This is a genomic window from Micrococcus porci (assembly GCF_020097155.1).
GTDB lineage: Bacteria > Actinomycetota > Actinomycetes > Actinomycetales > Micrococcaceae > Micrococcus > Micrococcus porci.
This window is the reverse complement of record NZ_CP083691.1, coordinates 748,970-763,117: the sequence shown is the minus strand read 5'-3', so window position 1 is coordinate 763,117 and position 14,148 is coordinate 748,970. Positions and strand designations below refer to the sequence as shown.

Annotated in this window: 13 protein-coding genes; 3 read left to right on the top strand and 10 right to left on the bottom strand. The window is 74.2% G+C overall.

Annotation, left to right across the window (positions count from 1 at the left end; genetic code table 11):
• Positions 1-20 precede the first annotated feature (20 nt).
• The 5 genes from KW076_RS03695 to KW076_RS03675 all read right to left on the bottom strand — a co-directional run bounded on the left by KW076_RS03695 (position 21) and on the right by KW076_RS03675 (position 7,404).
• The gene (locus KW076_RS03695) at positions 21-1,202 is read right to left on the bottom strand and encodes an acyl-CoA dehydrogenase family protein (protein ID WP_224356261.1); all 1,182 of its coding nucleotides are present in this window, start codon (positions 1,200-1,202) and stop codon (positions 21-23) included.
• 46 nt (positions 1,203-1,248) lie between these two features.
• Entirely contained in the window at positions 1,249-2,145 is an 897-nt protein-coding gene (locus KW076_RS03690; RefSeq protein WP_224356260.1) for a CoA transferase, read from the bottom strand.
• Positions 2,142-4,370 (bottom strand): 3-hydroxyacyl-CoA dehydrogenase NAD-binding domain-containing protein, encoded by a 2,229-nt coding sequence (locus KW076_RS03685; RefSeq protein ID WP_224356259.1) that lies wholly within the window; start codon positions 4,368-4,370, stop codon positions 2,142-2,144. The genes KW076_RS03690 and KW076_RS03685 overlap by 4 nt, the downstream gene beginning before the upstream one ends.
• 49 nt (positions 4,371-4,419) lie before the next feature.
• Entirely contained in the window at positions 4,420-5,634 is a 1,215-nt protein-coding gene (locus KW076_RS03680) for an acetyl-CoA C-acetyltransferase (RefSeq protein ID WP_224356258.1), read from the bottom strand.
• Positions 5,635-5,706: 72 nt separating this feature from the next.
• Entirely contained in the window at positions 5,707-7,404 is a 1,698-nt protein-coding gene (locus KW076_RS03675; protein WP_224356257.1) for a long-chain-fatty-acid--CoA ligase, read from the bottom strand.
• Positions 7,405-7,514: 110 nt separating this feature from the next.
• Between KW076_RS03675 and KW076_RS03670 the strand changes: the two genes are divergently transcribed.
• A complete protein-coding gene (locus tag KW076_RS03670; protein WP_224356256.1) occupies positions 7,515-8,138 on the top strand; it encodes a TetR/AcrR family transcriptional regulator in 624 nt (207 codons plus the stop codon).
• Positions 8,139-8,153: 15 nt separating this feature from the next.
• Here KW076_RS03670 and KW076_RS03665 read toward each other — a convergent pair whose 3' ends face one another.
• Together KW076_RS03665 and KW076_RS03660 are read right to left on the bottom strand one after the other, a co-directional pair.
• Positions 8,154-8,789, bottom strand: coding sequence for an energy-coupling factor transporter transmembrane component T family protein (locus KW076_RS03665; RefSeq protein WP_224356255.1), 636 nt, complete (start codon positions 8,787-8,789; stop codon positions 8,154-8,156).
• Positions 8,789-9,568: an energy-coupling factor ABC transporter ATP-binding protein gene (locus tag KW076_RS03660; RefSeq protein ID WP_224356254.1), complete on the bottom strand. Its 780-nt coding sequence runs from the start codon at positions 9,566-9,568 to the stop codon at positions 8,789-8,791. Before KW076_RS03660 ends, KW076_RS03665 begins: the two co-directional genes overlap by 1 nt.
• A 50-nt stretch (positions 9,569-9,618) precedes the next feature.
• On the opposite strand from KW076_RS03660, the gene KW076_RS03655 reads away from it, so the two are divergent.
• Complete coding sequence (locus KW076_RS03655) at positions 9,619-10,068, top strand: acyl-CoA thioesterase (RefSeq protein ID WP_224356253.1); 450 nt, start codon at positions 9,619-9,621, stop codon at positions 10,066-10,068.
• A 44-nt stretch (positions 10,069-10,112) separates the two neighbouring features.
• On the opposite strand, the gene KW076_RS03650 is transcribed toward KW076_RS03655, so the two are convergent.
• The 3 genes from KW076_RS03650 to KW076_RS03640 are packed head-to-tail and all read right to left on the bottom strand — an operon-like array spanning position 10,113 to position 13,179.
• Positions 10,113-11,306, bottom strand: coding sequence for a thiolase family protein (locus KW076_RS03650; protein ID WP_224356252.1), 1,194 nt, complete (start codon positions 11,304-11,306; stop codon positions 10,113-10,115).
• Entirely contained in the window at positions 11,303-12,550 is a 1,248-nt protein-coding gene (locus tag KW076_RS03645; protein WP_224356251.1) for an AMP-binding protein, read from the bottom strand. Before KW076_RS03645 ends, KW076_RS03650 begins: the two co-directional genes overlap by 4 nt.
• Entirely contained in the window at positions 12,547-13,179 is a 633-nt protein-coding gene (locus KW076_RS03640; protein WP_224356250.1) for a biotin transporter BioY, read from the bottom strand. The genes KW076_RS03645 and KW076_RS03640 overlap by 4 nt, the downstream gene beginning before the upstream one ends.
• Positions 13,180-13,418: 239 nt before the next feature.
• Here KW076_RS03640 and KW076_RS03635 point away from each other — a divergent pair, with 239 nt between their 5' ends.
• Positions 13,419-14,147 (top strand): formylglycine-generating enzyme family protein, encoded by a 729-nt coding sequence (locus KW076_RS03635; RefSeq protein WP_224356249.1) that lies wholly within the window; start codon positions 13,419-13,421, stop codon positions 14,145-14,147.
• Position 14,148 lies beyond the last annotated feature (1 nt).

Sequence of the window (14,148 nt, the reverse complement as noted above, 5' to 3'; positions counted from 1 at the left end):
GGGCGGTCGTCGGAGGGGGTTCAGAGGAAGGCGGAGTGACCGGTGAGGCCGCGGCCCACGATCAGCGAGTTCACCTCGTAGGTGCCCTCGTACGTGAAGATCGCCTCGACGTCGCAGAAGAACCGGCCGAGCCCGGTGTCGGCGAGGATGCCGTTGCCGCCCATCATCTGCCGGCCCAGCGCGGCCGACTCGCGGCACATCTGGGAGGTCTTCAGCTTCACCAGGGAGGCCTGTGTCATGGACACCTCCCCGGCGGCCTCCAGCTGCACCGCCCGGTGCGCCATGCCCAGGGTGGCCGCCAGGTTGGCCGCGATCTGCACGAGCAGGGACTGCACCAGCTGATGCCCGGCGATCGGGCGGCCGAACTGGGTGCGCTCCAGCGCGTAGCGGCGGGCGGCATCGAGGATGCCCTGCTGCGCGCCCACGGCCTGCCAGCCCAGGCCGTTGCGGGAGCCCAGCAGGATCACGTTGGTGTCCGCGAAGGTGTCGGCCTTCTCCAGCTTGTTCTCCGCCGGGATGCGCACGTCCGTGAAGGTGATGTCCGCGTTCTGGACGATCTTCACCGCGGTCTTGTGCTCGATCTTGGTGGCCTCGTAGCCGGGGGTGTCGGTCTCCACGATGAAGCCCTTGACCTGGTCGTCCTCCTCGTCCCGGGCCCACACGATCGCGATGCGGGACATGGTGCCGTTGCCGATCCATCGCTTGGCCCCGTTGATCACCCACTCGTCCCCCTCCCGGCGCGCCGTGGTGGCCATGCCGCCGGCGACGTCGGAGCCGTGCTCCGGCTCGGTCAGCGCGAAGCAGCCGGTGTACTCCATCGCGTACAGGCCCGGCAGCCACGTCTGCTTCTGCTCCTCCGAGCCCAGGGCCTCCAGGGTGGCCCCAACGAGGTCGTTGTGCAGGGCGAAGTACACACTGAGTGAGATGTCCGCGCGGGCCAGCTCAGCCATCAGGTGCCCGCGGAACAGCGGGTCCTCGGTCATGCCGCTGACGTGGTTGTAGCCCAGCTCGCCGACGCGGCGGGCGATCTCGTGCGGGAACTCGTCCCGGCTCCAGGCCTCGGCCACGTGCGGGGTGACGATCTCGGCCAGGGCGGCGCGGATCTCCGTGAGCTTCTCCTGCTGTTCGGGCGTCAGGAGGCGGTGATACTCGAGGACGTCGACGTCGATCAGCGAGCGGGTGCGGGAATCCGTGGTGGTCATGAGGGGCTCCTGGAGGTCGTTCGAGGGGGGTGCTGAGTCGTGGGGGTCAGGCGGTGGGGCCGGCCAGGGCGGTGATCGGGTGGCCCCACTCCTCGCCCCAGGACTGCCATGCGTCGGCGTCGCGCTCCGCGAACGCGGCGGTGAGCTGCGCACGGACGTCGCCGTCGGGATCGAGCTGCAGCGCCTCGACCATCGCGTGGGCGAAGTGCGGCTCGAGGGCGCCGAGGGCGACGTGCCCGGACCGGGCCGGGTAGACGCCGTAGAACGGGTTGGCGCCGCCAAGCGGCGAGCCCGGGTCCGTCATGCCGTGCCGCGTGGGCAGGGCCATGGCGTGGGCCGCGTCGCTCAGGGCGACGACGACGCCGCCGCCCCGGCCGTCCCGGTCCCGGGCGTGCAGGCCCGCGAGGGCGGCGCTGACCGCCCGCTCCGCACCATGCACGTCCGCCAGCAGCCCCCGGGGTGGGTGCCCCGGCTCGAGGAGGCCGGCCTCGGCCTGGTAGTTCAGGTCGTGGCCCGGCACGTCGGCGCGCTCTCCGGGGAACCCCGTGATGTCCACCTGGACCAGGCGGGGGTGGCGGCGGGCCGTCGCGGCGGCGTCGAGGCCCAGCCGCGTCAGCGCGCCGGACCGGTGGGACGTGAGCAGCACGTCCGCCCCGGCCAGGAGCTCCTCCATGCGTGCCCGGTCGCCGTCTTGCTTGAGGTCGAGCGTGAGCTCGGCCATGCCGGCGTGCAGCTCCGTGTACAGGGCCGGGACCAGCGTGGCCACGGGATCGCCCGCGGGCGGCAGGACCGTGGTCACCTGCGCGCCCAGCTCGGCCAGCCGGAAGGCGGCCAGCGGACCCGGCAGGTTCAGCGCGATCGTCACCACCGCGACGTCGGCCAGGGGGCCGGGCACGACGGCGTCGCCCGCCGGGACGCGGGAGGCGCCGTCCCCGGCGCTCATGCCAGCCCCTGACCCGCGGCGGCCCGCTCACGCAGCCAGTCCGACGGGCGGAAGCGCTCGCCGTAGGCGTCCGCAAGCGCGTCGGCGCGCGAGACGAAGTCGGCCAGCCCGCCGGGGCGGTTGGTGGCGAACGTGGCGGGGCCGCCGGTGTGGGGCGGGTAGCCGATGCCCAGGATGCCGCCGATGTCGGCGGACGCGGTGTCCGTCAGGACGCCGGCCTCGAAGCACGCGGCGGTCTCCAGGGCCATGCGGTACAGGAAGCGGTCCTTCAGGTCCTCGTCGGACACGTCCACCTCCGCGGCGAAGTGCTCGCGCAGCCCGGGCCAGAGGTGCTTGGGGCCCTCCGCCGGGTACTCGTAGAACCCGGCGCCGCGGGCGCGGCCCGGGCGGTCGAACTCCTCGACCATGCGGTCCACGACCCGCTCGCCCGGCTGCTCGGCGCGCTCGGTGCCGGCCGCCTCGGCGGCCTTCTCCGCCTCGCGGCGGACGTGCTGGGTGAGGGTGAGCGAGACCTCGTCCAGCATGGCGAGGGGGGCGCCCGGGAAGCCGGCCTGGCGCGCGGTGCGCTCGACGCGCTGCGGGTCCACGCCCTCCTCCACCATGGCGGCGGCCTCGAGCACCAGGGTGCCGAACACGCGGGACGTGTAGAAGCCCCGGCCGTCGTTCACGAGGATCGGGACCTTGCGGATCTGCTGGACCAGGTCGTAGGCGCGCTCCACGGTCTCCTGCGAGGTCTGCTCGCCCCGGATGATCTCGACGAGCTTCATGCGGTCCACCGGGGAGAAGAAGTGCAGGCCCACGAAGTCCGCGGCGCGCTCCCGCGGGCCCTGGAGCTGGGTGATGGGGAGGGTGGAGGTGTTGCTGCAGAGCAGCGTCTGCCGGCCCACCACCTTCTCCACCTCCGCGAACACCTCTGACTTGAGGTCGAAGTCCTCGAACACGGCCTCGATCACGGCGTCCACCCCGGCGATGTCCGCGTAGTCGTCCGTGGTGCGGATGCGGCCCAGCACCTCGTCGGCGGCGGACTGGTCCATCCGGCCGCGGGCCACGGCCTTGCCCACGAGGTCCGCGCAGTGGGCCTTGCCGCGCTCGGCGTTCTCCTTCGAGACGTCCTTGAGCACCACGTCGATGCCGCTCGTGGCGAGGGCGTGGGCGATGCCGGCGCCCATCATGCCGGCGCCGAGCACGGCCGCGGTGGCGATGGTGTGGCGTTCCGAGACGCGCTCGCCCAGGCCGGCGCCGGCGCGGATGGCGCCCATCTCCGTGTGGAAGGCCTGCACCATCGCGGTGGAGACCCGGCCGGTCACCAGGCTCGTGAAGTACCGCGTCTCGATCCGGGAGGCGGTGTCGAAGTCCACCTGCGCGCCCTCGACGGCCGCGGACAGGATCGCCCGCGGCGCCGGCAGGTCCGCACCGTGCAGGGTCTTGACCAGGGTGGCGGCGAACGCGGGCAGGCGGGAGGCCAGCTGCGGCTGCTGCGGGGTGCCGCCGGGCAGCCGGAAGCCCTTCCGGTCCCACGGCTTGACGGCGTAGGAGGGGGCGCCGAGCGCCTCGTCGGTCTCCTCGGGGCCGCCCTCGCGGGCCTTCGCCGCCGCGGCGCCCTGCTCCAGGATCCAACGGCGGGCAGCCGGCAGCAGCTCCTCCGGGGAGGAGACGAGCTCGTCGATGACGCCCTTCTCCTTCGCCTGCGCGGGACGGTACTGGGTGCCCTGGAGCAGCCAGTCCATCAGGGCCTTCTCCAGGCCCAGCATCCGCACGAGGCGGGTGATGCCGCCGCCGCCGGGGAGCAGCCCGAGGGTGACCTCGGGCAGGCCCACCTTGATGCGGGGATCGTCCACGGCCACCCGGCGGTGGCACGCGAGGGCGATCTCCAGGCCGCCGCCGAGGGCGGCGCCGTTGATCGCGGCCACCACGGGGCGGCCGAGCTTCTCCAGGCGACGCAGGAGGGACTTGACGTGCTCGGTCATCGCGAACACGTCCTCGGCGTCCTCGGGCCCGGACGGCCCGAGCTGGTCGAGGTCGCCTCCGGCGAAGAACGTCTTCTTGGCGCTGGTCAGGATGACGCCGGTGATCGACTCGCGCTCCTGCTCGAGCCGCTCCACGGCGGCCCTCATGGACTCCTGCCAGTGGCCGTTCATGGTGTTGACCTTGGCGGTCGGGTCGTCCATGGTCAGGGTGACGACGCCCTCGGCGTCCTGGTCCCAGGTGATCGTGTTCTCGGTCATGTCTGTCGTGTCTCTCTGCCGTGGGGGCGGGCGTCGGGGGGGGTGGCGCTCAGACGCGCTCGACGATGGTGGCGACGCCCATGCCGGCGCCGATGCACAGGGTCGCGATGCCGGTCTGGAGGTCGCGTCGCTCGAGCTCGTCCACGAGGGTGCCGAGGATCATGGCGCCGGTGGCGCCGAGGGGGTGGCCCATCGCGATCGCGCCGCCGTTGACGTTGGTCTGCTCCTCGTTCCAGCCCAGGTCCCGCATCAGCTGCAGGGGCACGGCCGCGAACGCCTCGTTGATCTCCACGAGGTCGATGTCCGAGGCCGTCATGCCGGCGACGTCGAGGGCCTTGCGGCAGGCCGGCGTCGGGCCGGTGAGCATGATGGTGGGCTCCGAGCCGACGACGGCGGCCGAGACGATGCGCGCGCGGGGGGTCAGGCCGGCCCGCCGTCCCGCCTCCTCCCCGCCGATCAGGGTGAGCGCCGCCCCGTCCACGATGCCGGAGGAGTTGCCCGCGTGGTGGACGTGGTGGATCTCGTCCACGTCCGTGTAGCGGTTCAGGGCGACGGCGTCGAAGCCGGCCTGCTCGCCCATCGCGGCGAACGAGGGGCGCAGCCCGGCGAGGGTCTCGAGGGAGGCGTCCGGACGGATGGTCTCGTCCCGGTCCAGGACGGTCAGCCCGTTCATGTCCGTCACGGGGATGACGGAGCCCTCGAAGCGGCCCTCGGACCAGGCCTGCGCGGCGCGGTGGTGGCTCTGCACCGCGAAGCGGTCCAGGTCCTCGCGGGAGAACCCCTGGCGGGTGGCGATGAGGTCCGCCGAGATCCCCTGCGGCACGAAGTGCAGGTCCAGCGCGGTGGCGGGGTCCATAGCCCACGCACTGCCGTCGGAGCCCATGGGCACGCGGGACATGGCCTCGACTCCGCCGGCGATCAGCATGTCCTCCCAGCCGGAGCGGATGCGGGCCGCGACCTGGTTGACGGCCTCCAGCCCGGAGCCGCAGAACCGGTTCAGCTGCACGCCGGCCACGGACTCCGGCATGCCCGCCTTGAGGGCGGCGACGCGGGCGATGTCCCCGCCCTGGTCGCCGACCGGCGTGACCACGCCGAGCACGACGTCGTCGACCCCGGCGGGGTCCCACTCGGGGTGGCGCTCACGCAGCGCGTCGAAGAGGCCGCCGAGCAGGCCGACCGGCTTGACCTCGTGGAGGGAACCGGTGGGCTTGCCGAGCCCGCGGGGGGTGCGGACGGCGTCGAAGAGGTAGGCGTCCCGGGTCACGGGGATCTCCTTCAGAGGGGTTCGGGGTCTGGGGTTCGGACCGGGCGTCGGCCCGGTGGTCGGATCAGGGGGTCAGGCGGAGGGCGCGCCGGGGCCATCGCCCTGGGCGAGGGCGTCGGCGTACACCTGGCGCAGGCGCTTCTTGTCGAGCTTGCCGACCGAGGTGCGGTCCAGTTCGTCGACGAAGAGCACGCGGTCCGGGACCTGCCAGGAGGCGAACCGGGCGCCGAGGGCGGCCTTGACCTGCTCCTCGCTCAGGTCCGCGCCGGCGGTGCGCACCACGAGGGCGATCGGGCGCTCCTGCCACGTCGGGTGCGGCACGCCCACCACGGCGGCCTCGGACACGCCCGGGACCGTGAGGAGGTGGTTCTCGAGGTCGATGCTCGAGATCCACTCGCCGCCGGACTTGACCACGTCCTTCATCCGGTCCGCGATCTTCAGGTAGCCCTCCTCCGAGAGGTGGCCCACGTCACCGGAGCGCCAGTACCCCTCGTCGTCGAACCCCTTCTCGGTGGCCTCGGGGTTCTCGAAGTAGGAGCGGGTGATCCAGGGGCCTCGGATCATGACCTCGCCGACGTTGCGCTCGCCGGGCGGCAGCGGCTGGCCCATCGGGTCGACGACCTTCACATCCACGCCGGTGACCACGAGGCCCTGGTACCGCTTGAGGTCCCACTGCTCGTCCTCGGAGAGCCGCTCGGCGAGGGCGGGACGCAGTCGGTTCACGGACACGACCGGCGAGGTCTCGGTGGCCCCGTAGGCGTGGATGATCTCGGCGCCCATGAGGCGGTCGAAGCCCTGCATCAGCGCGACGGGCGGCTCGGTGGCGCCGCACAGGAACCGCAGGCCGGGCAGGTGCGGCGTCTCCTCCATCCCCTCCAGGTAGTGGAGCATCGGCAGGAGGATGGCGGGTGCGGCCGGGGCCACGGTGACGCCGTGCTCCACGAGGGACTCCGTCAGCAGGGCGGTGTCCTGCATGGTGAAGCGGCCCGGCAGGACCACTCGGGCGCCGACCGCCACGGAGGCGTAGGGCAGGCCCCAGCACTGGGCGTGGAACATGGGCGTCAGGAGCATGACCGTGTCGTCCATGGTCATGCCGGTGTTCGCGGCGATCGCGAACGCGTGCAGCCAGGTGGCCCGGTGCGAGTAGAAGACACCCTTGGGCCGGCCCGTGGTGCCCGTGGTGTAGCACGCACCGGAGGCGGACCTCTCGTCCATGTCCGGGGCGTCCTCGATCGGTGCGCTCCGCTCGATCAGGTCCTCGTAGGACATCGTGTCCGCCCGCCCGGCCCAGGAGTCGGGCAGCGCACCGTCCGTGGCCACGATCCAGCGGGTGTCCTCCGGCAGGTGCGGCCCCAACGCCTCGGCCAGCGGCAGGAGGGTGGCGTCCACGACGATCGTGCGGGCCCCACTGTGACCGATGACGTAGGCCAGGTCCTGCGGCGCGAGCCGGAGGTTGAGCTGGACCATGGTGGCGCCGGTGAGCGGCACCGCGAAGTAGCACTCGAAGTGGCGCAGGTCGTTCCAGAGGAGCAGGCCCACACGGTCCCTCGGCCCCACGCCGAGCGAGGCCAGGCCGGCGGCCACGCGCTGCATCCGCTCCCAGGTCGCCGCGTAGTCGGTGACCTTCCACTCGCCGTCGATGGTGCGGTGGGTGATCGACTGGTCGGGGTAGGTCCGGGCCGCGTCCCGGAACAGGCGCGAGGTGGTGAGCTGTTCGTCATCGCCCATGGTGGAGGGCGTCCCCAGGACGGGTGCGGTGGCGGAGTTCATGGCTATCCTCACGATCGCGGACGCTTGTGGTGGAGATCACACGCTGCGAACGAGTGAATCATTCATTGCACGATCGCACAACTCCTTTCTCCGTCGGTTAGTCTGAGGCGGTGAACACAGCCCGACCCCTGACCCGCGAGGACCTCTCCTCCGCCGCCCGCCTCCGTCTCAGCGCGCTCGAGCTGTACGCCGAACGCGGCGAGCACGCGGCCAGCATCCGCGACGTCGGGCGGCACGCCGGCGTGGCGCCCGGGCTGGTCCGGCACCACTTCGGCAGCAAGGACGGCCTGACGCGCGCCGTGGACGACGACATCATCGACCTCGTCCGCGCGACACTGGAGGCGGTCCCCCTCGAGGGCACTCCGCTGGAGATCTCCGCCGCCCGCGACGCGGCGTTCCAGGAGCTGCTGCAGGAACGCCCCCTGATCGGCGGCTACCTGGCCCAGGCCCTCACGGCGTCGCGCGCCTCGGGGGAGAGCGTCCTGGACCGGCTGGTGGACCTCTCGGCTGAGCAGACCCGCCAGCTGATCGACCGCGGCCTGGACCCCCGCCGCGGCCTGCGCACCTCCGTGTTCACCACCGTGGTCCGGCAGGTGGCGGTGTTCCTGGTGGCGCCCGTGGCCGAGCGCGCGTGGAACCGCCTCGGCCACACGCTCGAGGGGGCGTCGGACGTCGCCCCCATGCCGCCCGTGCGGGTGGTCGTCGGCCCCGCCCCGGAGGAGGACCGCCGCTGAGGCGGGCGCCGCCCCCTAGTCGATCCCGCGGGCCGCGAGCGCGTCGCCGACGTCGTCCGCGTGCTTGAGGGACAGCACCAGCAGCGGCAGCACCCACGCCCACGGGGCCATGCGCACCCCGCGGGCCGCCTGCGCCGCGCGGATCTGCTCCGCGAGCCCCCGCAGGTGCCCGACTGAGGCCAGCACCAGGCCCATGGCCAGCCCCACCCGGTCCGGCCGCACGCCCGCCCGGGCCAGCCGCGGCCCGAGCCACGGGATCCGCGTGACCGGCCCCAGCACGGCCTCGGCGACGCCGGCCATCTCCGCGATCCGCGTCGTGCGGGTGAGCACCTGCGCCGCGAGCACCAGGCCGAGCACCCGTGCGGTGGTGAGCGCCGCCGTCGGGAGGTCGGTGAACAGCCACTGCGCCGCGAACAGCACCGCGTAGAACACCCAGAGCCCGCGCAGGTCGGCGGCCAGCAGTCGCACGCCTCGCCGCAGGCCGAAGCCCAGCAGGTACGCCCCCACGCCGACGACGACGGACGCCCCCGCCGTCAGCGCGCTCACCGGTGCGAGGGTCACCACCAGGGCCCAGACCGCCAGCGCGGCGACCTTCGCCCCGGCGGGGCAGCGGTGCAGGGGCGAGTCCCCGGGGACGTGCAGAGAGAGCATCAGGCGAGCTCCCGGGCCACGGCGTCGTCGAGGAAGGCCTCGTAGGCGGCCACCGTCTCGGCGGCCGGGCCGTGGCGCTCGACCCGGCCGGAGTGCACCCACACGGCGGCGTCGCAGGCGCGGGCGAGGTCGAGGTCGTGGGTGACGAGCAGCAGCTGGAACTCCCCTCGCTCCGCCCCGCCGAGCAGGCGGTCGGCCACGATCCGGCGGTGGCGGCCGTCCAGGAGGGAGGTGGGCTCGTCCGCGATCACGAGTCGCGGGGCGCCGACCAGCACGGAGCACATCGCCAGGCGCTGTGCCTGCCCGGAGGAGAGGGAGAGGCAGGGGCGCTCCGCCAGGTCCGTGAGCCGGTGCTCGGCCAGCGCCGCGTCCACGCGCGCGGCGACCTCGGCCCGGGACAGGCGGCGGCCGGCGTCGTCCGTCAGGGCCTTCACGGTGAGCTCCACGTCCTCCCGGACGGTGGGCATGACCATCTGCGCGGCCGGATTGGCGAACACCATGCCCACCGTGCGGCGCAGCGCCTTCACGTCCCGCACCGCGTCCACGCCGTGCACCGCGACCTCGCCGGCGGTGACCTCCGCGAGCCCCGCCACGGCGCGCGCCAGCGTGGACTTGCCGGAGCCGTTCTCCCCGACCACCGCGACGCGCGGGGCCGTCAGGTGCAGGTCCACACCGTCCAGGAGGACGGGGCCCCCGGGGGCCGCGACCTGCACGCCGGCCAGGCGCACGGCCGCGTCGTCGTCGTGCGGAGCGCGGGTGGGAGGGGTGCGGCCTGTCATACGACCATCCTTCCGGATCCGGCGGGGACGGACGGGGATACGGTGTGACCATGGCCACGCACCACGCCCCGAACCTGACCGCGCACGAGGACGACGACGTCTCCTACCGCACCCGCAAGTGGGTCAAGCCCGAGGACCTCAACGCCAACGGGACGCTGTTCGGCGGCTCGCTGCTGCGCTGGATCGACGAGGAGGCGGCGATCTACTCGATCATCCAGCTCGGCAACCCGCGCTCGGTGACCAAGCTGATCTCCGAGATCGAGTTCAGCGCGTCCGCCCGGCAGGGCGACATGATCGAGATGGGCCTGCGCGCCGTGAAGTTCGGCCGCACCTCCCTGACCATGCGCGCCAAGGTCCGCAACATCGTCACGGGGGAGGTCATCCTGACGATCGACAAGATCGTGTTCGTCTCCCTCGACGAGGAGGGCAGGCCACAGCCCCACGGGTACACGGACATCACCTACGACCGGGACCGCCTCCCCCTCGACACCTCCCGCTGAGGCGGGCGGCGTCGGCAGAGCGGGACGGGCCACCAGGGCGGGCATCAGGCGACCTCCAGGACCATCGCCGCGCCCATGCCGCCGCCCACGGCGCACGCGGCCAGTCCGACGGCGCCCGGCGGCTCGGCCTGCAGGCGCCGCACCGCGTGGACCACGGCGACGGCACCCGACGCGCCCCACGGGTGCCCGAGCGCGAGCGCGCCGCCGGCCGCGTTGACGCGCGGGTCGACGCCCCAGGGGTCGTGTGCGGTGGCGGGGCCCGAGGCGCCCGGGGCTGAGGTGCCGGAGGCACCGGTGAGGCCGAGGTCGTCCAGGGCGGCCAGGACCTGGGCGGCGTAGGCCTCCACCAGCTCGACGACGGCCACCCCCTCCAGCGTGCGGCCTGCAGCGTCCAGCGCGTCGCGGACGGCGCTCACGGGCCCGAGCCCGGGCAGGGCCGGGTCCACCCCGGTGAGGGACCAGGAGAGGACCCGGCAGGGGCGGAGGACGTCCACACCGCGCACGGAAGCGGTCGACACGCCGTCCGTTTCACGCACGACAGCGCTGTGGGGGGTGACGAGCACGGCGGCAGCGCCGTCGGCGATGCGCGCGGCCGTCGCCCCGGTGACCGCCGTGGCCGGGTCCGCGCCGGGCGTCACGGCCCGGAACCGGGCGAGGGCGGCGGCGTCGAGGCGGCGGGGGCCGTCGTCGTCGGGCAGGCGGAGGCCCCCGGCCAGGGCGAGCACGTGCGAGCGGGCCGCGAACGACTCCTGGCGGGCCCGGCCGATGCCCCGCGCAGCGGCGAGGGCATCGGCGGCGGCCGTCATCCCGGGGTCGTCCCAGCCGGCCGGGACCATGGGCGCCTGCGCGTAGGAGACGCCGTCGATCGAGCGCTCGGGAGCCGTGCTCGGCGACTCGACGCCGCCGCCCACACACGCCCGGCCCGTCGCGACGGCGTGCCCGGCCGCCTGCGCGACCGCCACCAGCCCCGCCCCGCACTGCGCGTCCACGGTCCAGCCGGGCGTGGCCACGCCCAGCCCCGCGGCCAGCGCGGCGATCCGCGCCACGTTGCCCCCGGGGCCCGCCCCGTTGCCGAGCACGACGGCGGCCGGGTGCGTCCCGGCGGCGACCTCGCCCACGGGGCCGGCGGCCAGCTCGCCGGCGCCCAGGTGCGCCTGCGCGCGGGAGCGGGCCGTGACGGGCGTGCGGGAGACGGCCGTGATCCACACGGGCGCGGCATCCAGGCCGACGGCGCTCATGGGCGCAGCTCCGGGGGCGTGACGCGGCGGATCTTGCCGCTGCCGGTGCGCTCCAGCCGGCCCACGGCCACCCAACGGCGGGGCCGGGCGGCCGGGGAGAGCCGGGCGCGGGCGACCCCCTGCAGCGCGGCCAGGGCGTCCTCCGGGGCCACCCCGGGCGCGGGCTCGACGGCGGCGGCGACCCGCTGGCCCAGCCGCGGGTCCGGCACCCCGAGCACCAGCACCCCGGCGGCCACGGGGCGGCCGTCGGGGCCGGCGACGGCGGCCAGCTCGGCTTCCACGTCCGCGGCGGAGACGGTCGCGCCGGCGGTGAGGACGACCTCGTCGGCGCGGCCGTGCACGGTGAGGATCCCGGCGGCGGGATCCCAGGTGACGCGGTCGCCCGTGGTGAGCCGTCCCTCCGCGTCCCAGCGCGGGGCGCCGGAGGCGAGGCGCGAGTCGTCCGGGACCGCCAGCTGCGGGGAGGCCACGCGCAGGACGCCGGTGCGCGGACCGTCGGCGTCGGCGAGGACGTCCGGCTCCGCCACCTCCAGCTCCACCCCGGGCAGGGGGCGCAGCCCGGACCCGTCCAGGTCCACGGCCACGAAGCTGGCCTCGGCCGCGCCGTAGTAGTGGACCGTCCGCAGCCCGTGGGCGGCGGCGCGCTCGCGGGCGCCGGCCGGGAGCCGGTCCCCGCCGACGAGGGCCACGCGCAGGGTGGAGGGGGCGCCGTCGTCGAGCAGGTCCAGGGCGTCCGTGAGCTGGGAGGGGGTCGCGGTGAGGGCGGCCGGTCCGGTGAGGTCCGCCGCGGTCAGGCGCGCGTGCGGGGACACCGCCAGGCGATGCCCCGTGGCCGCGCACCAGGCGGCGGCGTGCAGGGCCATGGAGGAGACGGGGTGGACGGCCGTCAGCATGGCCTCGCCGGGGGCCAGGCCCAGCCACGCGGCGACGTGGGGGTGGCCGGCCCGCCAGGAGTCGTCCGTGCGCAGCACCACGCGGGGGCGGGACGTGGACCCCGAGGTGAAGGCCGCCCAGCCGACGCGGGCGGCCAGGTCCGGGTCCCGCGCGGCGAGCCGGCGCAGCTGGACGACGGCGTGCTCCCGCTGGGCCGCCCGGAGGTCGGCGGGCCAGCGCTCGTCCCCCACCACCGGGACCCCGCCGCGGGCGCGGACGGCCACCGCCTCGGCGAGCACCGCGGCGTGGTCCGCATCCGCCAGGAAGGCCAGGCGGGCGGCGGGGTCGGGGACGGGGGCGAGGGGGCTCACGCGAAGGCTCGCGGGTACGCCTTCCAGAGTCCGGCGGCCAGCAGCGCCGCGACCACGGCCTTGAGCAGGTCGCCGGGGATGAACGCGAGGGAGCCGATCGCGGCCTTGTCCAGCGGGACGCCGCCGAAGAGGTTCATGCCGGGGATGCCGAACAGGTAGATGACGGCGATGCCGCCGACCACGCAGGCCGTGAGGGCCGCGGCGACCAGCCCGCCGGTGTTCCGGCCGTCGCGGCGGCCGCGGAGGTAGAGGTGGAACAGCAGGCCGACGACGAACGCGCCCGGGATCCAGCCCCAGAGGAAGCCCGCGGAGGGGCCCACGAACACGGCGGCGCCGCCGCGGCCGCCGGCCAGCAGCGGCAGGCCCAGGGCGACCAGCAGGTGGAACAGGGCGACGGACGCCGCGCCCCGCCAGGCCCCGAGCACCAGGCCGGCGAGCATGACGCCGAGCGTCTGCAGGGTGATGGGCGTGGGGATGCCGGGCACGGGGATGCCGGGCATGGCGCCGAGGACGGCGATGAGCGCGGCCATCACGGCGATGCGGGCCAGGTCGGCCCCGGGGGAACGGCGCGGGCGGTGGGTGGCCGGCGCGTCGACGACGGCGGTCTGCGGCGCGGAGGGGGAGGTCATGGTGCTCCTGGGTGCGATGCGGGTGCGAGGGCTCCTGAACACCGTTCAGGAGAGTGTCAGCAGACTACACGCGCGCCCCGCCCTCCCCGTCTTCGCGCACGAGTGTCGAGATGCAGCGAAGATTTCACAAACGCGCAAATATGTTTCATACGACCACGAGCCACTTAGGTATTGACAGTTGAACCCTGTCCGGGTGCAGCTCGTGGTTCTCCAGTCAGCCCGTGTGCGACGCTGACGCCATGAACCAGCCCTCCATGGCCACCCTGTCTTCGGGAAAAATCACCCTGCGTGACGCCCGTCGCGGGACCACACGGGATGTGGAACTGGAGCCCTTCGAGATGGCCGTGCACCCCCTCCGTGACCGGAGCACCGGACGCCCGCTCACGCCTCTGACATGGTTCGAGACCATCAACCTCTGCAACGAGCTATCCAAAGCTGAAGAGCTGCAGCCGGCCTACACGCATGCTGGGGACGGACGCTCCGTCACCTGGAACACGAGCGCTGACGGGTACCGATTGCCCACCGAGGCCGAGTGGGAGTACGCCTGCCGCGCCGGAACGACCTCGCCCACCTACGGGCCGCTTGAAGACATCGCCTGGACCAGCCTCGACCACCTTGAGGGCCCCCAGCCCGTCGGCATGAAGAAAGCCAACCCGCACGGTCTGCACGACATGCTCGGCAACATCTGGGAATGGTGCTGGGACTACGCCGATCCCGCCCGCTACGGCGACTACCGCAGTCTGCGCGGGGGTGGCTGGGCGGATGAACCCTGGAGCGTGCGCGCCTCAGTGCGCCGGGGCAACGCCCCGGACGCCGTCCTGGAGGACGTGGGACTCCGCCTTGCCCGGGGTCCGGTCGGCAGCCCGGGACAAGCTCAGGGCTGGTCCCATGAGGCAGACAGGCAACGAGCCGCCATCTGCGGGCCGCTTCCCGTGGGGTGGACACCCTTGCGGGAGATCTTCGCCTGAG

Excerpts from the sequence above, each read along its gene's own strand:
- KW076_RS03695 (WP_224356261.1), bottom strand. The coding sequence starts at position 1,202 with ATGACCACCACGGATTCCCGCACCCGCTCGCTGATCGACGTCGACGTC.
- KW076_RS03690 (WP_224356260.1), bottom strand. The coding sequence starts at position 2,145 with ATGAGCGCCGGGGACGGCGCCTCCCGCGTCCCGGCGGGCGACGCCGTC.
- KW076_RS03685 (WP_224356259.1), bottom strand. The coding sequence starts at position 4,370 with ATGACCGAGAACACGATCACCTGGGACCAGGACGCCGAGGGCGTCGTC.
- KW076_RS03675 (WP_224356257.1), bottom strand. The coding sequence starts at position 7,404 with ATGAACTCCGCCACCGCACCCGTCCTGGGGACGCCCTCCACCATGGGC.
- KW076_RS03665 (WP_224356255.1), bottom strand. The coding sequence starts at position 8,789 with ATGCTCTCTCTGCACGTCCCCGGGGACTCGCCCCTGCACCGCTGCCCC.
- KW076_RS03660 (WP_224356254.1), bottom strand. The coding sequence starts at position 9,568 with ATGACAGGCCGCACCCCTCCCACCCGCGCTCCGCACGACGACGACGCG.
- KW076_RS03655 (WP_224356253.1), top strand. The coding sequence starts at position 9,619 with ATGGCCACGCACCACGCCCCGAACCTGACCGCGCACGAGGACGACGAC.
- KW076_RS03650 (WP_224356252.1), bottom strand. The coding sequence starts at position 11,306 with ATGAGCGCCGTCGGCCTGGATGCCGCGCCCGTGTGGATCACGGCCGTC.
- KW076_RS03640 (WP_224356250.1), bottom strand. The coding sequence starts at position 13,179 with ATGACCTCCCCCTCCGCGCCGCAGACCGCCGTCGTCGACGCGCCGGCC.
- KW076_RS03635 (WP_224356249.1), top strand. The coding sequence starts at position 13,419 with ATGAACCAGCCCTCCATGGCCACCCTGTCTTCGGGAAAAATCACCCTG.